This window comes from Acetobacter fallax, assembly GCF_011516735.1.
GTDB classification, from domain to species: Bacteria; Pseudomonadota; Alphaproteobacteria; order Acetobacterales; family Acetobacteraceae; genus Acetobacter; species Acetobacter fallax.
In genome coordinates this window covers 49376-69699 of the sequence record NZ_WOSX01000019.1, presented here as the reverse complement: position 1 = coordinate 69699, position 20324 = coordinate 49376, and the positions used below count along the sequence as shown (strand labels likewise).

The window sequence follows — 20324 nt, the reverse complement described above, 5'->3', positions numbered from 1 at the left end:
CGAAGGATGTCGAGACAACAATCTCGTCATCCTGCGCATGGTTGATGATTGCCCATATCCGCAGAGTTCTGCGAAAAATCAATCAAACCGCTTTCTGATTCAGGCTCTGAGGGGCGGGCTCTGCCTGTGTCTGGAGAGGGTCGCGACCTCCTTCACTCCGGTTTGCTTAAATTGAATGGTTTGCAAAGGCTCTGTTGTTGTGACGTATTGAGCTTTGACTTTTCAAAGGGTTAGCAGAATCCGGGCTCTGCCCGAACCCGGCAGGGACCGCAGGCCCCTGCACCCCGATATTAATAATAAAATGGTTTCCAAAGGTCTGTGACCTTTGGTGGGTTTCAGGGCAAAGCCCTGAGAAAGCGCCAACACGTAACGCGAACAGAGCCTTTGCAAAGGCGCGCCTTTGCCGGGGTTTGGGGCAGAGTTCCGCTTTGATTTTAGATAAAATCTGTTTTGCAGAGGCTCGGTTGTCGTGACGTGCGGAAGCCCGGACTCCGGCCGGACCCGGCAGGGACCTGCACCCCGGTCTGTTTATAATAAAATAGCTTCCGGAGGTCTGTAACGTTTACCGGAACCGGGGATGCCTCATGCTGTATGCAGAAACATCGGGATGACGTTTTTAACCAGTCTGACTTTGAGTGTTGCCAGATCCTGAAGGCTTTGCGCACCGCCCGGACGGATCATCATCAGGGGCAGCATGATGGCGCCCATGACCATCATCAGAGTCAGTTCGGGGTTACCCTGACGCAGGAAGCCTTCGGTCTGGGCCTCCCTGAGCAGAGGCAGCATGGCTTCCTGATACGGATCCCAGATCCGGTGCATGATGTAGTCGCGGCGCTCTCCGACTGAACTGATGCCGTCGGAGAGAAAGCTGGCAAATTCAGGAACATTACAATTTGCCGAGATGAAGTTTGACAGTCCGGCCCGGACTCTGACGTTGCTCGGCTGGTCGCTGTCCTGCAGATCGAGGATGGCGTGACGGGCCGCGCCGAGCCTGACGGCGATTTCGTCGACGACGGCTTTCCAGAGATCAAGCTTGCTGCCGAAATGGTGGCAGATCAGTGCGGCGTCCACACCGGCATCCTGCGCGATGTCCCGCAAGGCCGTTCCTTCAAACCCGGAACAGGCAAAATGCTCCATTGCCGCCCCGAGAACGGCATCACGCGTGAGCGGTGATCCTTTTGCGGGGCGGCCACGTTTTCGCAGGGCAGGAGACGGGGAATGCAGGATGGGCATGTCGTGGTCTCGCCTTGAGTGATCAGGAGAACCAGAGGGAAATCTGGTGTGGAGTTAAACAGGGTTTTATGAAAACATTCAATACATTCATTGATAATCCTGAATATTGTTAAGGCATCTTTTCAGGGACTCGTGTGGCACGACTGACACGGGAGACATTCCGGCTGCCCGGGTGAGCGATGCGGCACACTGCGCTGTGACACGCTGGTGGCGGGACTGAATGGTGCAGGACTGGCAGGGCTCTGCCCTGGAACCCGGCAAAGACTCGCCTTTGCAAACCATTTTATGATCAGCAAACCGGGGGTGCAGGGGCCTGCGGTCCCTGCCGGGTCCGGGCTGAGCCCGGATACTCTCAACCACAGGTCAGTCTTCACAGCCGCTGGTATAACGACAGCACACCCTTTGCATAAAGTCTGAAGGACTTAGTGAGCACGGTCTCTGAGATTTTTTACGGGTCTTGCGGGTGTAACTCACCGCAGACTGCCCGCTCCGTGGCTTGCGTCCGGCGGCGGCGGGCGTAACAATCGGGGGCATTGATCTCCCTCCTCTTCCTTCGCAACAGGTAACTTATCTTCATGAAGCAACGTGAACTTGGCCGTACCGGCATTATGGTCAGTGAAATCTGCCTTGGGACGATGACTTTTGGTCAGCAGAACACGGAGGCGGAAGGCCATGCGCAGCTGGACATGGCTGTGGCACAGGGCATCAATTTTATTGATACCGCCGAGCTGTATTCGATTCCGCCGCGCGCGGAGACTGCGGGTTCGACCGAGACGATCATTGGTAGCTGGCTGAAAGCGCGCGGGGGCCGGGACAGGCTTGTCATTGCCAGCAAGGTGGTGGGACGCACGGCGATGCCGTGGTTTCGGCCGGGCGGGGAAGAGGCACGTCTGACGCCGCGCCAGATCCGGTATGCTATTGAGGGATCGCTGCGGCGTCTGAACACCGATTATATTGACCTCTATCAGCTGCACTGGCCGGATCGGAGAGTGAATCTGTTCGGTGATGGCGGGACGACGTTCCAGGGCCTGCCAGAGGATGATTCGGTTCCGCTCGATGAGACGCTGGGCGTGCTGGGCGACCTGGTGGCTGAAGGCAAAATCCGCCATGTGGGACTGTCGAACGAGACGCCCTGGGGGGTGATGCAGTGTCTGGCGGCAGCGAAGACCGGCAAGCCGCGGGTGGTTTCTATCCAGAATGCTTACAATCTGATCAACCGCACGTTCGAGATGGGACTGGCGGAGATTGCTCTTCGCGAGAAGGTGGGGCTGCTGGCGTATTCCCCTCTGGCGCAGGGTTATCTGACGGGAAAATATCTGGATGGAGCCCGGCCGCCCGGCGCCCGCACGACACTGTTCAATCGCGGCCAGCGTTATGAGAAACCGGGTGTGGATGAAGCGGTCCGGGCGTATCATGCGCTGGCGCGGGATGAGGGGCTTGATCCGGTGCAGATGGCGGTTGCTTTTGTGACATCGCGCTCATTCGTAACATCGAACATTATCGGGGCGACGAGCCTGGATCAGCTCCGGGTCATTCTTGGTTCTGTGGATGTGGCGATCACGCCGGAACTGGAAGCGAAGATCAATGCGATTCATCAGGTTCATTCCAACCCTGCTCCCTGAGTATGAGGACAAGTCATCCCCATATGATAGACTATGCGGAACGGCCCTTCCGGTCGCTCGTTGAAATCTGACGGCCGCGCTTTCCGGCGCGGAACAGCAGGAGGAAAAGCACATGGATAATCCACTTGAGGATTCGCCGAAGCGCGACGCGAAAATTCGTGCGACGGCAAAAGAACTGTGGATTGCCGATGGCAAGCCCACCTGTGGAGCGGATGGCTATATGGAAGCCGCGGCTGATCTGGTTGGCATGGAAATCAACCCCGATGCCGGTCAGGTTCCGGTCGACTCACCTGTGCCGCTCGGCCCGGACGGGGAGCCGGTTGAGGATGCGCGGCTACAGGAAAATCTGGGCAATCCCGGTGGCCATATGAACGAACTTGACGACAAGCAGGAGGTGCCATTTGGCACTTACCAGCAAGAAGCGAAGACTCTGAAAGACGAGGGCTGAAGCTTTCGGCCTGAATGCGGGAGCCTCTGGCTCCCGCCGGGTCGGAGACGGAGCCCGGCCGACATACACAGTCCGCCTCGCCTGTGCCACAATAGCGTCTCTGTCGGGTTCAACGGAAAGGCGCCCATGTCCAGCATTCCCACACCACCGGTTGCCCGCAGGGAGCCGCGCCACATTGAGCAGCTCGGGCGCGTTCGCACGGACGATTATGCGTGGATGAAGGACGACAACTGGCAGGCGGTTCTGCGTGATCCGGCTTTACTGCGCGGGGACATTGCCGACCATCTGCGGGCTGAAAATGCCTATTCCGACGCGATACTGGCGTCGACGGCTTCGGTGCAGGCGGAGATCGTTCTGGAAATGAAGGGGCGACTGAAGGAGGATGAATCCTTCCCTGCCCTGCCGCATGACGTGTGGCATTATGGCGTGCGGTATGAGTCCGGCGCGCAGTATCCGCGTTATGTGCGGTTTCGCGAAGGGCATCCGGACGAAGCGGAGACGCTTCTGGATGCGGATGAGCGGGCGAAGGGGTTGTCCTACTATGCGGCTCGTGCCGCGACGCACAGCCCGGATCACCGGCTGTTTGCCTGGGCCGAAGACATGCAGGGGTCGGAGATTTATACGATCCGGGTCCGGGATCTGACGACCGGCGGGATACTGCCGGTTGAGATTGGCAACTGCTCGGGCGATTTCACGTTTTCCCCGGACTCACAGCATATTTTCTGGACGTATCGGGATGAAAAGGGACGGCCGGTAAAGATTTTCCGGCGTGCTCTGTCCGGCGGGGATGATGTGCTGGTTTATGCCGAGCCCGATCCGGGGTTCTTTACGGGCGTGAGTGCCAGCCGGTCCGGAAAATGGATTGTTATCAGCACGAACGATCACGATACCTCGGAGTGCCGGGTGATTCCCGGCGCTGATCCGACGGCCGCGCCTGTGTGTGTGGCGCCGCGTGAGAAGGGGCTGATGTATGATCTGTCCCACTGGGGCGACCGGTTTGTGATTCGGACCAACGCGGATGGCGCGACGGATTTCAAACTGATGGTCGTGGCGGATGAGGCGCTCGGGGACCGGGCGACGTGGCAGGACCATGTGCCGTATCGTCCGGGGCATTATGTGACGGGCTGCATGTGCTTCGACGGTCATCTGGTGTGGACAGAGCGGGTCAACGCGAACACGGTGATCGAAATTGAGGACCGTGCGGGTGTACGGCATCAGCTTGCGACGGATGAAGAGGCTTACGCGCTTTCTCTGGACGGGGGTTATGAGTTCGCCACGGATGAGCTGCGGTATTCCTATCAGTCACCGACGACGCCGCGACAGTGGTATGCGTATGACATGGCGCGCCGCACCCGCGCGTTGCTGAAGGAGCAGGATGTGCCGTCGGGGCATGATCCGGCGAAGTATCGCACGCGGCGGCTTCTGGCGCGGGCGGCGGACGGGGAAATGGTGCCGGTCACGCTGCTCTCGCATGTTGACACGCCGGAGGGCGAGCCGGCTCCGTTGCTGCTTTATGGGTACGGGTCTTACGGAATTTCGATCGATCCGACATTTTCCACGCGCAATCTGAGTCTTGTTGACCGGGGCTGGATTTATGCGATCGCGCATGTGCGGGGCGGCTCTGAGAAAGGGTGGAACTGGTTTCTGGGCGGCCGTGGTGAGGCCAAGACGAACACTTTTACGGATTTCATCGCCTGCGCTGAGCATCTGATCGATCAGGGTTACACCGATGCCGGGCGGATTGTGGCGGACGGCCGGTCTGCGGGCGGGATGCTGATGGGGGCGATTGCCAATCTGCGGCCGGATCTGTTTGCCGGGATTGTTGCCGTTGTGCCGTTTGTGGACGTGCTGAACACGATGTCGGACGAGACGCTGCCGCTGACACCGCCGGAATGGCCGGAATGGGGCAATCCTGTGTCTGATCCTGAGGCATATGACCGGATTGCGGGGTATTCGCCCTATGACCGGATTGAGGCGAAGGCTTATCCGGCGATTTTTGCGATTGGCGGGCTGACCGATCCTCGGGTGACGTACTGGGAGCCGGCGAAGTGGATTGCGAAGTTGCGGGAGTATTCGACGTCCGGCAATCCGCTGCTGTTGCGGATCAATATGGAGGCGGGGCATGGCGGTGCTTCGGGACGGTTTAAATCGCTGGATGAGGCGGCGCTGATCCATGCTTTTGCGATCTGGGCGGAGGAACGGACGCGGGCGTTTTCAGCAGAAGAGACAAAGATGTTTGCCGGGGAAAAAGACGTCTGATGTCGCACGCCGGATCGCCGCATGACAGGAACAGTGATGACAGGCTGCCGGCGGCCGCCCCTCTCACGCCTTATAGTCGGGAAAGCGAAGTCGAGGGGGGCCGCACCGTGACAGGACGTGCCCAGTGGAAGGCCCGAGAATTTCTCGTTGTCGCCATTGTGGCGATTGCGATTTATACGATCCACGGTTTTCTGACGGCTCTTGCCTGGGGTGTTGTTTTCGCGGTCGCCACATGGCCGCTCTACAAGAAGGCTGAGACGCGGTGGCCGGGTCTGGCGCGGAAAGGACTGCTGCTGCCTCTGACCGGCACGGCGGCGATGGCGCTTGTCTTTCTGATTCCGATGATTCTGGCCGGCGTGCAGGCGGCGAACGAAGCGCAGAGTGTGTTTTTGCTGATGCATCATGCGCGGGAGACGGGCATTCCGGTTCCCGCCTGGGTTCACGGGCTGCCTTTCGGGAACAAATCCATCACCGGCTGGTGGCAGAACAATCTGTCGAATCCTGATGCGGCGAATGAACTTCTCAGCTCCTTTGACAGTCGTGGTCTGGAGATGACGCGCACGCTTGGTTCACAGGTGGTCCATCGGGGCACGTTGTTTTTCTTCTCGATCCTGACGCTGTTTTTTCTCTACAAGGACGGTGATACGATCACGCGGGAATGCACGCTGGTGTCCCGCCGGGCCTTCGGGCGGCGTGGGGAAATCATCGGTCAGCAGATCGTGGCCTCCATCCATGGCACGGTCGCGGGACTGGTTCTTGTCGGTGTCGGCGAAGGTTTGCTGATGGGAATTGTTTATCTCGTCGCCGGAGCGCCCCATTCCGCTTTGCTTGGCGTGGCCACGGCGATCGCGGCGATGATTCCTTTCTGTGCCATGATTCCGGTGGCACTGGCCTCCATTCTGCTTCTGATTGGCGGCGCCAGCATGTTTGCCGCGATCAGCGTGCTGGCCATCGGCGCGGTGGTGATTTTCGCGGCCGATCATCTTGTGCGTCCGACTTTGATTGGCGGGAGCACGCAGCTTCCGTTTCTCTGGGTGCTGCTGGGTATTCTCGGGGGCGCGGAGACATGGGGGCTGCTGGGTCTGTTCGTGGGACCGGCGGCGATGGCGACGCTGCATCTTCTCTGGACGAACTGGACGCGGGAGCATGGGCCGGACCGGACGGCCTGAATGCGCCGGGAGGTATGTTCGCGTTACTGGCTGATCTGTGATTTTTTAAAGAGTTAGCGAAAGACCAGGCTCTGCCCGCACCCGGAAGGGGTCGCGGACCCCTTCACCCCGATCTGTTAATAAAATGGTTTCCAAAGGTCTGCGACCTTTGGTGGGTTCCAGGGCAAAACCCTGGGAAGGAGGCAGCACTTAATGACAACAGAGCCTTTACAAAGGTGGTCCATAACTTTTGGCGAGCTGTTCAGACCACCGGGCTGCTCAGTGGTTTTGCGAAAGCGGGCCGTTCAACGTAACGACCGGCGCCACGTACCGCTCTCAGGTCTCCGTCATTCCAGACGAGTTTGCCGCCGCTGATCGTCCTGCGGGCGAGGCCGGTCAGTTCGAGACCTTCATAGATGTTGTAATCGACATTCTGATGATGGGTTTTTGCGGACACCGTCCGGGTCGCGTCCGGGTCCCACAAAACGAGATCGGCGTCCGCGCCTTCGCTGACTGTGCCTTTTCGCGGATGGATGTTGAAAATCCGGGCCGTGCTGGCTGAGGTCACGGCGACAAAACGTTCCGGGGTGAGCTTGCCGGTCCTGACGCCGTAATGCCACAGGACGCTCATGCGATCCTCGATTCCTGGTGTGCCGTTCGGGATTTTTGTAAAATCCTGACGACCGTTTTCTTTCTGGTCCTGACAGAAGCAGCAATGGTCGGTGGCTGTGGTCTGAAGCTGCCCGGACATGAGGCCACCCCACAACGCTTTCTGATGATGGCGCTCCCGGAAGGGCGGGCTCATGACATGACGGGCGGCATTCAGCCAGTCCGTATCCAGATAGACGCTTTCGTCAATGACGAGATGTTGCGGGAGAACTTCGCCATACACGGTCTGGCCGCGCAACCGTGCTTCGGCGATGGCGCGAGCGGCTTCTTCGGTGGACACATGGACGATATAGAGGGGCGCGTCGAGCAGGGAGGCCAGACCGATGGCGCGCTGGGCGGCCTCACCTTCCACTGTGGAAGGCCGCGAGCGGGGATGGGCGTCAGGGCCGGTTTTGCCGGCTTCCAGAAGGGCGCGCTGAAGATAGTAAACGGCGTCGCCATTTTCCGCGTGTACGGTGGACAGGGCGCCCAGTCCGGCGGCGCGCTGCATGGAGTGCATGAAGGTTTCATCATCCACCATCAGGGCATTTTTATAGGCCATGAAGTGTTTGAAGGAATTGACGCCGCATTCCCGGACAAGTTTTCCCATGTCCTCATGCACCTGATCATCCCAGTGGGTGACGGCGACATGGAAACTGTAATCAGAAGCGGCTTTTTTCGCTTTTTCCCGCCAGTTTTTCCAGGCATCGAAGAGCGATCCTCCGTGTTCGGGAATCACGAAGTCGACAATGGTCGTCGTGCCGCCAGCGAGGCCCGCGGCGGTGCCCGTGTAGAAGTCATCACTGGCGACGGTGCCCATGAAGGGCATTTCCATGTGTGTGTGCGGATCGATGCCGCCAGGCATGACGAGGAGGCCTGCGGCGTCGATGACCTCGCAGCTCGTGGGGGCTTCCATATCCGGTGCGACGCGGGCAATGCGGCCGGCATCGTCACAGAGCACATCGGCCCGGCGCGACTGTTCCGCGGTGACAACTGTTCCGCCCCTGATCAGAAGCATTGTTTTCTCCTCGTCGCCGCGCGTGTGAAGGGGTGCTGCGCCACTCTGTCATGACAGCGTATTGTTATTCTGACTTTTCGGTCAATATACTGTTCCGAAGCAGGAACATGTTTCGGGAAAGAACGCATGCCGGATATTACAGAGGCCCATGCGGACAGTCATCTGATCAATGACGATCTCGCACCTGTGCGAACGCGTACATGGGACTGGAAGGACTACCTTTCCCTGTGGATGTCAGACATTCACAGTGTCGCGGGGTATGTGACGGCCGGGAGTCTGTTCACGATCGGCCTGCCGGCGACGGATGTTTTTGTTGCTCTCCTTCTGGCTATCCTCGTTGTTTATCTCGTCTGCAACTTCGTCGCCGTGCCCAGTTTCCGCTCCGGAGCGCCTTTTCCGGTCATTGCGCGCATGGCTTTTGGCGTGCGGGGCGCCGTGGTTCCCGCCGTGGTGCGCGGTGTGATTGCTGTGGGCTGGTATGGCATCCAGACGTGGCTTGCCTCCAATGCGGTCATTTTCCTGCTCCTTCGCTTCTGGCCCGGACTGCTCCCGTGGACGAATGTCGGGCAGCACGGCTTTCTTGGCCTTTCCTTATTGGGCTGGGGGGCTTTCCTGTTTATCTGGCTGTTGCAGATTGCTGTGTTCTGGCGCGGGATGGATGCGATCCGGCATTTTATCGACTGGGCGGGCCCGGTCATTTACGTGATGATGGTGCTGCTTGATCTCTGGCTTCTGTCACGCGCGCACTGGCATCTGGCTTTTGATGTCTTTCATGTTGCACCGATCAGTACGGGACACCGGCTTGCGCTGATCGTCAACGCGGTAGCGCTGATTGTGGCGTTTTTCTCACCGATTGCGCTGAATTTCGGGGATTTCGCGCGATACGGGTGCAGCATGGCCGATATCAGGCGTGGGAATTTCTGGGGTCTTCCTGTGAATTTCGTGGGTTTTTCCATGCTCACGCTCATCACGATTGTGCTGACTGTGCCGGTTTTCGGACGGATCATTCTTGATCCGGTGGAGACTGTTTCTCAGATCGACAATTCCGTTGCCGTGATTGTTGGTGTGACAACATTTGTTGTTGCGACGATCGGTATCAATATTTCGGCAAATTTTGTTTCGGCGGCCTTTGATTTTTCCAATATTGCGCCCAGCCGCATTTCCTGGCGGATGGGTGGTCTGATCGCTTCAGGGGGTGCCATTATTGTGACACCGTGGAATCTTTATGCCCGACCAGATCTGATCCATCTGACGCTGGATGTTCTGGGAACATTCATTGCGCCGCTGACCGGGATTCTACTCGCCGATTATTATCTTGTACAGAAGCGGCACATGGAGCCGGACGCGCTGTACAGTGCGGCTCCTGATGGCGCCTACTGGTATGTGAACGGGATCAACCCGGTGGCGATGATGGCTCTGCTGCTGTCAACGGGCTGCGGGCTTATGACTGTTTTTGTGCCAGTGCTGGCGCCAGTCCGAAATTTCTCGTGGTTTGCCGGATTTTTCGCGGGACTGATTCTGCAAACTGTTCTGACGCGTCTTATTTCCCCGGCAGGCAGACGGACGAGACCAGTTTCATGATGGTCCGGACGCCGGCCTCGAAGTCTTTTTCCTTCAGCCGTGGTGTCCCGAGCACGACCGCCATCTGGACCTGCATATCGGCGTAGGCCTGGGTCAGCGACCAGAGGGAAAACAGGAAGTGGACCGGGTCGACCTCAGCCATGAGGCCCTGCCTCTGCCAGTGGAGAAAGATCTCTGTCCGGCGGGTGACGTGCTCACGCAGGGTGCCGACGAGGAATTTTTTCACGTGTTCGCCGCCGGACAGGAGTTCATAGGCGAAGATCCGCGAGGCTTCGGGCCGGTAGCGTGAAAATTCCATTTTGCTTCGGACGTACCCCTCGACGGCGTCCATCGGGGCGTGGTCGGCAGAGAGCCAGTGATCGGCATCGTCAAGCCAGTGCATCAGAAGACGTTCAAGCGTTGCCCGATAGAGGTCTTCTTTTGTGCCGAAGTAGTAAAGAATGTTGGCTTTGGGCAGTTCACAGGCTCTGGCGATGTCATCGACACGGGAGCCGGCGAGACCTCGCGCGGAAAAGACCTTTTCCGCAGCGTTCAGAATCTGCGGAATGTTATTCCTGCGAGGGAGGCCGGGCCGCGCCGACACTTTCAGGGCTTTGATGGATTCGGGCAAAAAACCGGCCTGTCTGTCATCCTGTTCTGAGGCCTGAGTGTAGAGTCTGTCCCGTTTAACGCAACCATGGGCCACGCGCCGCTCCGATGCGCGGCCTGCCGGGCGGGGTTCAGAGTTCGCCGGTCAGAAACTGTGCACGGCCGAGACCGAAGCTCCAGTGCTCATCCGAGTTCTGGACGATCGAGACCATCAGATCCGCCGGAGCGAGGCCACAGACCTTTTCCAGTCTTTCCGCCAGCAGGCGGTAAAAGCCTTCGACCTGCTCTTTTGAGCGTGGGCGTGACACGATCTGCAGCAGGACAACTTTGTTCGTGCGGGGGATATCGAGCCCCGTATCCTCGACGATCATGTGGGTTGGCTCGTGTTCGGAGACGAGCTGATACCGGTCCCGGACGGGCACTTTAAAGGCGTCCAGCATGGCTTCATGGGTCGTGTCGAGCAGAGACTTCAGCTCATCGGGTGTCCGGCTTTCCTTGATGATATGAAAATGCAGCAGCGGCATGATGATCTCCCTGAAAGACATCCCGGCAAGCCGGGGTCTGTGCGCATGATAATAGTAACGTGTGGCTTTTCAACGGGTTGCAGGGGCCGCAGCTCCGGCGGGCCCGGCTTTTCGTCACGCGGCTGTGCTGAATGACGCATCCGCTTTCAGAACGGCACGGAGCAGGACGTTCGCTCCTGCTTCCGCATCCGGCTCCGTGATACTTTCTTCCTCGTTATGGCTGAGGCCGTCCTTACAGGGCACGAAGATCATGGCTGTCGGGGCGATACTGGCTAGATAGGCGGCATCGTGGCCTGGTCCGGAAACAATGCGACGGGCGCTGTAGCCTGCCTCAGTGGCGGCCTCGGTCACCATGTCGATGCAGGCCGGACTGAAATGCACGGCGGGGGCGTCCCAGATTGGCACGATATCGAGGGTGACGCCTGAGGCTTCCGCGATAGCGGCAAAGCGTTTTCGGAATTCGCCTTCCATAGTCGCTACAATGGCATCATCCGGGTTGCGGATATCGACTGTGAAGAAGGTTTCGCCCGGCACGACATTATTGCTGTTCGGACGGTTTTCGATCAGCCCGACCGTACCGACCGAGGCCGGCGCGTGGGCAATGGCGATGTCGCTGATCGCTTCGATCATCCTGGCGGAGGCGAGCAATGCGTCGTGGCGCATCGGCATGGGGGTGGAGCCGGCGTGGGCGTCCTTGCCGCGCACCGTGACCTCGTACCACCGCATCCCCTGCACGCCGGCGACGATTCCGATGGTTTTGTCTTCGACTTCAAGGATGGGGCCCTGCTCGATATGCAGCTCGAAATAGGCCGTGATCGGGTGCTGGCCGCAGGGTTCGCTGCCGCGATAGCCGATGGCCTCCAGTTCATCGCCGAAACGGATTCCGGCGCGGTCGCGTTTGTCGAGGACGTCCTGCTCGGTGAAGACGCCGGCGAACACGCCGGAGCACATCATGGGCGGGGTGAAACGCGCCCCCTCCTCGTTGGTCCAGTTGATGAGTTCGATCGGGTGGCGGGTGGTGTAGCCGGATGCGTGCAGGGCGCGGAGGACGGAGAGGCCACCGATTACGCCGAGGATTCCGTCGAATTTGCCGCCAGTAGGCTGGGTATCGAGATGGCTGCCCATCGTAATGGGCGGCAGGGTGTTGTCCTGGCCGGGGCGGCGGGCGAAGAGGTTGCCCATGGAGTCAAAGGTGATGGTGCAGCCGAGGCTTTCGCAGGTGCGTGCGAACCAGTCCCGCACTTGCCGGTCTTCGTCGGTCAGGGTCAGGCGTTTGATTCCGCCTTTTGCGGTAGCGCCAAACCGGGCGGTTTCCATCAGATCCGACCAGAGCGCCTGTCCGTCTATCCGCAGATTGCCGCCACTACTCTTGCTGCCACTCCCGGAGATATCGGTCTGTTTTGTCATTCGTGTCTCTTTTACATCTGAACTGGCCGAAGACGCGGGCCGGCGTATCAGGAAACAGCGGCCACCACCCTGTTCGGGTTATTGGGATGCTCCGGCCAGGTCAGTTCACCGTCAACAGGCTGTGGCTGCATTGTGATGCAATCATCGACGGGGCAGACATGCGCGCAGAGGTTGCAGCCGACGCATTCCTCTTCGATGATTTCGTAACGACGTTCGTTCCCGACGAGAGATTTCGAGATCGATTGATGCGACGTATCCTCGCAGGCGATGTAGCACAGGCCGCATCTGACGCAGGCTTCCTGGTCGATATTCGCGATGGTCCTGAACTTCAGGTTCAGTTTATTCCACGGAACGAAGTTCGGGATGGCGCGACCGGTGACGTCTTCGAGTGTGGCGTAGCCTTTTTCATCCATCCAGGCGGACAGGCCGTCGATCATGTCGTCCACGATACGGAAGCCGTAATGCATGGCGGCGGTGCAGACCTGAAGGGTGGACGAACCCATCGCAAGGAATTCGGCGGCGTCACGCCAGGTGGAGATACCGCCGATGCCGGAGATGGGGATGCCGCACAGTTCCGGATCGCGGGCGATGTCACCGATCATGCGCAGGGCGATGGGTTTCACGGCGGGGCCGCAATAGCCGCCATGGGTGCCTTTGCCGCCGACGACGGGCATGGGGACCATCCGGTCGAGATCGACACCGATGACGGACTGGATTGTGTTGATCAGTGAGACGGCGTCCGCGCCGCCGCGCAGGGCAGCGTGAGCGGGCATCAGGATGTTCGTGATATTGGGGGTCAGTTTCACGATGACCGGCATGCGGGTGTTCTGTTTGCACCAGCGGGTCACCATCTCGACATATTCGGGAACCTGGCCGACGGCGGCACCCATGTTCCGTTCGGACATGCCGTGCGGGCAGCCAAAATTCAGCTCGATTCCGTCGGCGCCGGTGTCCTCGACGATGGGGAGGATGGCTTTCCAGCTTTCTTCCTCGCAGGGCACCATGAGGCTGACGACGACGGCGCGATCAGGATAGTCTCTTTTGACGTCTTTTATTTCCGCGATATTGGTCGCCAGAGGGCGGTCGGAAATCAGCTCAATATTATTGAGGCCGATCATCCGCGTGCCGTTATAGTTCAGCGAGCCGTAGCGGGAGCTGACGTTGACGACCGGCGGATCTTCACCAAGGGTTTTCCAGACGACACCACCCCAGCCGGCCTCGAAGGCGCGGCGGACATTATATTCCTTATCCGTGGGCGGGGCGGATGCCAGCCAGAACGGATTTGGCGATTTGATACCGACGAAATTACTGCGCAGATCGGCCATTTTCCGTTCTCCTATTGCCCGGACGTCTCAGACTGATCTGGCGTGGACAGAGCCAGATGCATGGCCTCGGCGGCGTCCCGTCCATCACGGACAGCAGCGACGGTCAGATCTTCACCGACGGTGCAGTCGCCCCCCGCGTACACGCCTTCCATGGTTGTGCGGTAAGACCTGTCCACGACAATCCGGCCATTTTCAACGAGGATCGACTCTCCGCTGATCGGATCGGTCACGAAGAGTTGTCCGACGGCTTTCAGCACCATATCCGCCGGGACGATGAAGGTGTCCTTCGGATCGTAGGTGGCGCGGCCGTCGGCGGTTGCTTTGCCACGGGAGAATTCGACACCGGCCAGCACGCCGTCTTCCGTCACCATGCGGGACGGGGAGGACCAGAGGCGGACGGTGACGCCGTTGGTCTGCGCCCATTCACGCTCGGACGACGTTGCGGACATCTGTTCATGGCCGCGGCGATAAACGAGCGTGACGTCATCGGCACCGAGACGGCGGGCCTGAACAGCGGCATCGACGGCTGTGTTGCCGCCGCCGATCACGACGACCTGCCTCCCGACCGGGACGGCCTTTTTATCACGGGAGCGCAGGGCTTCAATGAAAGTGACGGCATCCTGCACGCCATCCAGAGCTTCGCCTTCGATGCCCATGGCCCGGACGCCGGCCAGGCCCATGCTGAGAAACACGGCGTCGTAGTCCCGGCGCAGTTCGGTCAGAGAAAAATCCTGTCCGAGTTTGCGGTTTCCTTCAAAGCTGATGCCTCCGATTTTCATCAGGAAATCGACTTCGCGCTGTGCGAAATCGTCGGCCAGCTTATAGGCGGCGACGCCGTATTCGTTCAGTCCGCCTGGCTGTGCATGGGCGTCGATCAGCATGACGTCATGACCATGCATGGCCAGCCGGTGCGCGCAGGCAAGACCCGCCGGGCCGGCGCCCACAATGGCGATCCGCCGTCCGGTTTCCGGCGCGCGGGTGAAGGGCTGACCACCATGATCCATCTGCCAGTCCGTTGCGTGACGCTGGAGCGCGCCGATCCTGATCGGATGACCCTCTTCACGTGCGTTATGCACGCATTTTTCTTCGCAGAGAATTTCTGTCGGACACACACGGGCGCAGGAGCCGCCGAGAATATTGGACTCCAGGATCGTCCTTGCGGAGCCTTTCATATTGCCGGTTGCGATCGCCCGGATGAATTTCGGGATGTCGATGCCGGTCGGGCAGGCTTCGGTGCAGGGGGCATCGTAACAGAAGAAGCAGCGCTCGGCTTCGACGACCGCCTGTTCCTTTGTCAGGGGCGGATGGGCATCGGAGAAATTGACAACCAGTTCGGCGTCACTCAGCCGGCTACTGGCGATGTCGGGCGTTCGCGTCATGACAGCTCCTGTCATATGTCCTGTGATGATCCTAGGCCGTATCAATCCGACTTCGCAACATGATTCCTGACTATCGGGTCAGGTTTTTTGCAGTGCGGTGGCAGGACGCATTTTGTCTGATGACATGATTATTCAAAATCCGTGGGGAGAGCCGGGTTCCGGCGATGATCGAACATGCGGCTGATCTGCGCGGGCAGGACACGGCCGGTTGAAAGATCCTGCGGGACGTCGTTCTCCGCAAACCATCCGGCGCCGGATGTTTCGATGCTGGTGGTGGCTGATCCGCCGGTGAGTTCGCAGATGAAGAATAGCTTGCAGCAGGAAAAAACACCGTTCGGGTGCGACTGCCGGGTTCGGTCCCACAGCGCTGCGAGCTTTGTGACAGTCACCAGATAACCGCTCTCTTCCGCCACCTCCTTTACGGCGTTCTCTGCCGCCGTCACGTTGACGTCCGCCCAGCCGCCAGGAAGTGTCCAGCGATCCTCGTCGATCGTCTCACGCACCATGAGCAGGCGATTCCGGGAATCAAAGACGGCGGCCCGGACATCGATTTTCGGCGTGGCGTAACCGGACTCGCCTGCGAACAGGCTGGCAATCCGGTCTGCGGGCGTGTCGGTATGGGCTGCGAAGATGCGGGCTGAAAGATCGCGCAGCGCGACGTATCGCTCCCGATCATATGGATCGCGGGTGAAGGCGAGGCCAGTCTGGGCGATGGCCTGCAATTCTCTGGCCCAGACGAGCCAGTCCGGTTCGCTCATGGCTGTTTCTTTTTCATGTACCGCGTACTCTCCAGGCGAAGTTGCTGCCGTGATCGGGGCTTTGTTGTTGTTTGGTGCTGATCTGTTTTTCAGAAGGTTGGCGGAAGATCGGGCTCTGCCCGAACCCGGCAGGGACCGCAGACCTTTGGAAAGACTCTGTTGTCATTAAGTGTTGGCTTCTTCCCGGGCTTTGCCCTGGAACCCACCAAAGGTCACAGACCTTTGGAAACCATTTTATTATTAATCAATCGGGGTGCAGGGACCTGCGGTCCCTGCCGGGTTCGGGCAGAGCCCGGATTCTGCCAACCCTTTGAAAAATCACAGATCAACACCTAACGACAACAGAACCTTTGCAAACCGGCCTGTTGATCAACGGATTGGGGTAAAGGGGTCTGCAACCCCTTACGGGTGCAGGCAGAGCCCGGACTGCGCCTGTTCAGCCTGAAATTTTTCCGATCCAGTCTTTGACGGAGTCTCCGCTGCTGATTGAGGGATTGATGAGTCCATCGACCATGAAGGTCGGTGACACATGAATACCGTTCTGCCGGGCATATTTGCAGTGCCATTTGATGACCGTCTGAAGTTCCGGGATGGCGAAGGCACTGGCCAGTCTGACGCCACTATATCTCTCAAGCCGGGCGATAATATCGGCTGGCGTGGCGTCCATATTGGGGCCGGAGCAGTGGTTGATGAACTCGAATTCCTCACGATGGGCTCCGACGGTGGCCATCACGGTTTTCGCGGTTTCTTTTCCGCCTTCCAGTGTGGACGCGGCCAGGATGCACCGGATGATGACCCCGGAGAACATGTGCCATGGCTGTGACTGAAACCGGATTTTGACTGTGAGGTGGTCTTCGCCCGCTGTCTGCAACAGTTCGTCGAGCTTATTGAAAGCCCGCACGGAAAAGGGACAGGTTGGCTCAAGAAAAGCCTCGAAGACCACAGGTCCGTGTCCCCAGCAGAGCGGGTCAGCATGAGGGGGTGATGATGGATGAGACATGATGGCCGGTCCTCCCGTTTTGTCGTGGGAGGCTAACAGCAATCCGGCACCACCGAAAACGCCGCATCCGTGCCGGTGGCCGTCATGCGGCCGACCGGGGGAAGAATGTCGTCCGGGCGACTGGCGCACCGGACGGCGATGGTTGTGTTACTGCGCGGAGCCGGATGTTGCCGCCGTGCGGTTGATGATCGCTGTTCCGTTGCCTGCTGCCGTAGCGGCGGTGGATGCACCGGAGAGCGTCGGCATTGTGGACGTGGTCGTGGCCGCGCCGGCTGCGCCCGGCACTGCTGTCGCGGGCAGCGCCACGGCCGGACCGTTCCAGACCGCGCTCTGGCTCTGGGCCGGAATTGCGGGCGCACTGAAGGCCGACACAGGCCCGAACGGACCACCGTTGACCTTTTGCATTGTCGACTCAGGCTGACGCATGCAGCCGCGGACCAGCGGCTCGCAAACACCATCGTTGCCGATCGTCCGGTCGTCATCGCCGGTGTAATGCACTTCTGTGACCTGATCATGGTCAAGGCGCATGAGTGCCGTGCAGGAGCTGCCGTTTCCGGTGAAGCTGATCGCCCCGAAACCCAGCGGGTTGAATGAGAACGCGCCCGTTGCGGAGGGCTTGTAGCTGTATTGGTAGAGCTGCGTCGTTCCATTCAGCTTTGTGACTTTGTCCGGAGTGCCGGCACAGGACTGCAGATCGTTCGATGTCATTCCGATCATCGCCATCTGCGCTTTATGCACAGTTCGTGAGTTAAAATAACCACACCCGCTCAGGCTTAATGCGGCACCTGTCAGCACCACACATGACGCGATTCTGGACATAACTTCTCCGTAACCAGACTTCAGGGGAGACAGCTACGGAGCCGCCTCATTTACAGACCTGTACACTATCGATTTCCTGGCGAAACAAGACAAGGTGGCGTCTGGTGTCAATCCGGATGTCTGATTTTTGTCCGGAATGTGTCCGAAGCGGAATCGTTCAGGCGATCGGTTTATCGGAGGAACAGAGGTGTTGCAGCCCTCGTCAGCAATGCCTATTAGCCAACGCCATGCGTCCTGACGGATGCGCTGTTATTTATGTATGCAGGGCAGACCGGAGACTTCCGGCGACCGCTGGTCGGAGCCTCTGCCTCTTCTCCGGAGAGACTATCAATGAGCACGATTTCGCCGAACGAGATTGCCCGCCTGCAGGTTTGCCTGCGCCGCCTGCTTGGATCACAGGGCCTGACTGTTAACCCGCCCCCACGGGCAGGGCTTTCTGTCGAACTGGCCGTGAATGGTGAAGTGATCGGCACCCTGCACCGTGATGAGGAGGAAGGCGAAGTGTCCTACAACCTCAACATTGTTCTTCTGGAAGAAGACCTGCCGCCTAAAGCATAAAAAAAGCTGGCTGCTGTCTCTGATGACAGCAGCCAGCCCTCTGAAAACCGGTGTGACGAGCCTGATTTCAGGCGCGACGTCGGGTGATGGATGCCTCCATGACCGGATGGCTGGCCGGAGCCGGCAGATCGACCCGTGTCAGTTTCCAGCGCCAGCCTTCGATCCGCAGTTGCACGCGTAGTGGTGTTTCTTTTTCATGGCCGGGCAGAGCAACCTGCGCCTCAAACGAGTTCGCACTGGTAAATCTGACGACAGCATGTGTGAGGGCCGAGACCACTGCGCTGCCGGCCCTCGGTGAGGCGGCCATGGCCTGATCCACCACATTCCCGAGATTTTGCTGGTTCACTGTCAGATCAACCGCGTTCGATACGGCATTCGTCGCGAAGGACGATCCGAACTCCGGCAGTTCATCGGCGGCTTCCGTCGCCGGACCGAGATGAAGGCCGCCCAGAACCTGTTCCTTCAGGGACGCATCGAGCGAAGACCAGTTAATGGTCTGCCCCAGCGACGTCATATCGTGAGTGGAAACCGAGGATGCGATTGTCCACAGCGTCACGAAGGGGGAAGCGGCATAGAGGGCGAAGGACATCATGAATGCCGCGACGCAGACCACACGTGCCCGCTTCCTGGCGGGGCAGGCCCATGCGTCGGAGGAGGGAGTGACTGGTGCGGAATACATGACTTAACCCTGATTTCTGTCCTGACGTGATACCACATGCAACGCAGTTATGCATTTACGGGATCACTGATTCGCGATCACATCACGGAAATGTGATTTCCATCCCGTTATATCGTGTCCTCTGGCTCTATGCCCTGCCTGTCCGGAGATCCGCGTGCGTTCTGAGCTTACGGAAAACGAAATCCAGCGCTATTCCCGCCACATTCTTCTTCCTGAAGTTGGCGGCACGGGACAGATACGTCTGCGGCGCGCATCGGTTCTGATTATTGGCGCGGGCGGCCTTGGGTCGCCTGTGGCCCATTATCTTGCGGCGGCGGGCGTGGGCCGGATCGGCATTGTCGATGACGACCGGGTCGAGCTTTCGAACCTTCAGCGGCAGATTCTCCACACGACCGGACGAGTTGGTCTGCCGAAGGTGGATTCAGCCCGGGAAGCGCTTGCCGCACTCAATCCTGAAATCCTGATCGAGACTCATAACACGCGTTTTACACAGGATAACGCGGCGGACCTGGTTCGGGCCTATGATATTATTTGTGATGGCAGCGACAATTTCGAGACCCGCTACCTCGTCAATGCCACATGTGTGAGAGAACGGCGCACGCTCATCTCGGCGGCTGTAACCCGGTTCGACGGGCAGCTTTCAACATTTCGTCCTCATATCGGAGGCCCCTGTTATGAGTGTCTGTTCCCGAGGACCGATGGTGTTGCCGACGCGCCGTCCTGTGGCGAGGCCGGGATTTTCGGGGCTGTCACAGGCGTGCTCGGCACGTTGCAGGCCACTGAGGCGCTGAAGGAAATTCTTGATCTCGGGGAGACCCTCGCGGGTCGTCTGCTGCTGTGGGACGCTCTGGCCACGCGTTTCACCACGATTTCCATTGCGCGGGATCCTGATTGCCCGACCTGCGGCCATCAGGCGCGGGAGCAGATGCGATGATTTCGTCCACACCGAACCGGCAGGGTTTTGCGCTGATGCTGTGCGATGACAGTTTCGATCGTCTGCATGCGGCGTTCATGCTGGCCACCAGTGCGCTGGCGCTTGATCGTCCGGTGATCATTTTCGCGACGGGTCCTGGCGTGCTGGCGCTGAGCCGGGAGGCGCCGTCGCTCGCTTTTGCGGAAGACGCCGCCGGGCTGGCTGGCCGCGGGGTCGTGTCGCTGTTTGCGCTTCGTGAGGCGCTGGTGGCCATGGAGGCCAGGCTGCTGGTCTGCGAATCGGGGCTGCGCAGAACTGGTCTCCAGGCCTCCGACCTGATTGATGGCACCCGTGTTGCGGGTCTTCCGACCTTTCTGGACCTCGCCGCAGGGCACCAGATCGTGACATTCTGAGCGA

19 protein-coding genes and 1 pseudogene are annotated in these 20324 nt (G+C 59.3%); 9 read left to right on the top strand and 11 right to left on the bottom strand.

Annotated features, from left to right (window positions below):
- Window positions 1-98 (top strand): annotated as a pseudogene (locus GOB85_RS10800) (IS5/IS1182 family transposase); the annotation flags it as partial.
- 484 nt (window positions 99-582) lie between these two features.
- On the opposite strand, the gene GOB85_RS10795 reads toward GOB85_RS10800, so the two are convergent.
- A complete protein-coding gene (locus tag GOB85_RS10795; RefSeq protein ID WP_198912207.1) occupies window positions 583-1233 on the bottom strand; it encodes a TetR/AcrR family transcriptional regulator in 651 nt (216 codons plus the stop codon).
- Between the two features lie 575 nt (window positions 1234-1808).
- Here GOB85_RS10795 and GOB85_RS10790 point away from each other — a divergent pair.
- The 4 genes from GOB85_RS10790 (at window position 1809) to GOB85_RS10775 (ending at window position 6731) form a co-directional block, all read left to right on the top strand.
- On the top strand, window positions 1809-2855 hold the full coding sequence (locus GOB85_RS10790) for an aldo/keto reductase (RefSeq protein WP_173577495.1): 1047 nt from the start codon (window positions 1809-1811) through the stop codon (window positions 2853-2855).
- A 112-nt stretch (window positions 2856-2967) separates the two neighbouring features.
- Entirely contained in the window at window positions 2968-3303 is a 336-nt protein-coding gene (locus GOB85_RS10785; protein ID WP_173577494.1) for a hypothetical protein, read from the top strand.
- 126 nt (window positions 3304-3429) lie between these two features.
- A complete protein-coding gene (locus GOB85_RS10780; RefSeq protein WP_173577493.1) occupies window positions 3430-5562 on the top strand; it encodes a S9 family peptidase in 2133 nt (710 codons plus the stop codon).
- Window positions 5562-6731, top strand: coding sequence for an AI-2E family transporter (locus GOB85_RS10775; RefSeq protein WP_173577492.1), 1170 nt, complete (start codon window positions 5562-5564; stop codon window positions 6729-6731). Before GOB85_RS10780 ends, GOB85_RS10775 begins: the two co-directional genes overlap by 1 nt.
- 241 nt (window positions 6732-6972) lie before the next feature.
- Here GOB85_RS10775 and hydA read toward each other — a convergent pair whose 3' ends face one another.
- A complete protein-coding gene (gene hydA / locus GOB85_RS10770; RefSeq protein WP_173577491.1) occupies window positions 6973-8376 on the bottom strand; it encodes a dihydropyrimidinase in 1404 nt (467 codons plus the stop codon).
- Window positions 8377-8502: 126 nt separating this feature from the next.
- Between hydA and GOB85_RS10765 the strand changes: the two genes are divergently transcribed.
- Window positions 8503-9957, top strand: a complete 1455-nt coding sequence (locus GOB85_RS10765) for an NCS1 family nucleobase:cation symporter-1 (protein ID WP_173577490.1) — start codon at window positions 8503-8505, stop codon at window positions 9955-9957.
- Here the strand turns inward: GOB85_RS10765 and GOB85_RS10760 are convergent.
- The 8 genes from GOB85_RS10760 to GOB85_RS10725 form a co-directional block, all read right to left on the bottom strand.
- Window positions 9917-10555 carry a TetR family transcriptional regulator C-terminal domain-containing protein gene (locus GOB85_RS10760; protein WP_173577501.1) on the bottom strand — a complete coding sequence of 213 codons (639 nt, stop codon included), beginning with the start codon at window positions 10553-10555 and terminating at the stop codon, window positions 9917-9919. The two genes, GOB85_RS10765 and GOB85_RS10760, sit on opposite strands and share 41 nt — an antisense overlap.
- Window positions 10556-10676: 121 nt before the next feature.
- Window positions 10677-11069, bottom strand: a complete 393-nt coding sequence (locus GOB85_RS10755; RefSeq protein ID WP_173577489.1) for a tautomerase family protein — start codon at window positions 11067-11069, stop codon at window positions 10677-10679.
- Window positions 11070-11183: 114 nt separating this feature from the next.
- Window positions 11184-12476: a M20 family metallo-hydrolase gene (locus GOB85_RS10750; protein ID WP_173577488.1), complete on the bottom strand. Its 1293-nt coding sequence runs from the start codon at window positions 12474-12476 to the stop codon at window positions 11184-11186.
- 47 nt (window positions 12477-12523) lie between these two features.
- Window positions 12524-13801, bottom strand: a complete 1278-nt coding sequence (gene preA, locus GOB85_RS10745; RefSeq protein ID WP_173577487.1) for an NAD-dependent dihydropyrimidine dehydrogenase subunit PreA — start codon at window positions 13799-13801, stop codon at window positions 12524-12526.
- Window positions 13802-13812: 11 nt separating this feature from the next.
- Complete coding sequence (locus tag GOB85_RS10740) at window positions 13813-15180, bottom strand: NAD(P)-dependent oxidoreductase (protein ID WP_173577486.1); 1368 nt, start codon at window positions 15178-15180, stop codon at window positions 13813-13815.
- A 128-nt stretch (window positions 15181-15308) separates the two neighbouring features.
- Window positions 15309-15938 carry an NUDIX hydrolase gene (locus GOB85_RS10735; protein ID WP_173577485.1) on the bottom strand — a complete coding sequence of 210 codons (630 nt, stop codon included), beginning with the start codon at window positions 15936-15938 and terminating at the stop codon, window positions 15309-15311.
- A gap of 436 nt (window positions 15939-16374) precedes the next feature.
- Window positions 16375-16938 (bottom strand): DsbA family protein, encoded by a 564-nt coding sequence (locus GOB85_RS10730; protein WP_173577484.1) that lies wholly within the window; start codon window positions 16936-16938, stop codon window positions 16375-16377.
- Window positions 16939-17085: 147 nt separating this feature from the next.
- The gene (locus GOB85_RS10725) at window positions 17086-17757 is read right to left on the bottom strand and encodes a hypothetical protein (protein ID WP_173577483.1); all 672 of its coding nucleotides are present in this window, start codon (window positions 17755-17757) and stop codon (window positions 17086-17088) included.
- A 330-nt stretch (window positions 17758-18087) separates the two neighbouring features.
- Here GOB85_RS10725 and GOB85_RS10720 point away from each other — a divergent pair, with 330 nt between their 5' ends.
- Window positions 18088-18315: a DUF3126 family protein gene (locus tag GOB85_RS10720; RefSeq protein ID WP_173577482.1), complete on the top strand. Its 228-nt coding sequence runs from the start codon at window positions 18088-18090 to the stop codon at window positions 18313-18315.
- Between the two features lie 67 nt (window positions 18316-18382).
- On the opposite strand, the gene GOB85_RS10715 is transcribed toward GOB85_RS10720, so the two are convergent.
- On the bottom strand, window positions 18383-18994 hold the full coding sequence (locus GOB85_RS10715; RefSeq protein ID WP_173577481.1) for a DUF2939 domain-containing protein: 612 nt from the start codon (window positions 18992-18994) through the stop codon (window positions 18383-18385).
- 154 nt (window positions 18995-19148) lie between these two features.
- On the opposite strand from GOB85_RS10715, the gene GOB85_RS10710 reads away from it, so the two are divergent.
- Together GOB85_RS10710 and GOB85_RS10705 are read left to right on the top strand one after the other, a co-directional pair.
- Entirely contained in the window at window positions 19149-19928 is a 780-nt protein-coding gene (locus GOB85_RS10710; protein ID WP_173577480.1) for a molybdopterin-synthase adenylyltransferase MoeB, read from the top strand.
- Window positions 19925-20320, top strand: coding sequence for a DsrE family protein (locus GOB85_RS10705; RefSeq protein ID WP_173577479.1), 396 nt, complete (start codon window positions 19925-19927; stop codon window positions 20318-20320). The genes GOB85_RS10710 and GOB85_RS10705 overlap by 4 nt, the downstream gene beginning before the upstream one ends.
- The last annotated feature ends 4 nt before the right edge of the window (window positions 20321-20324 follow it).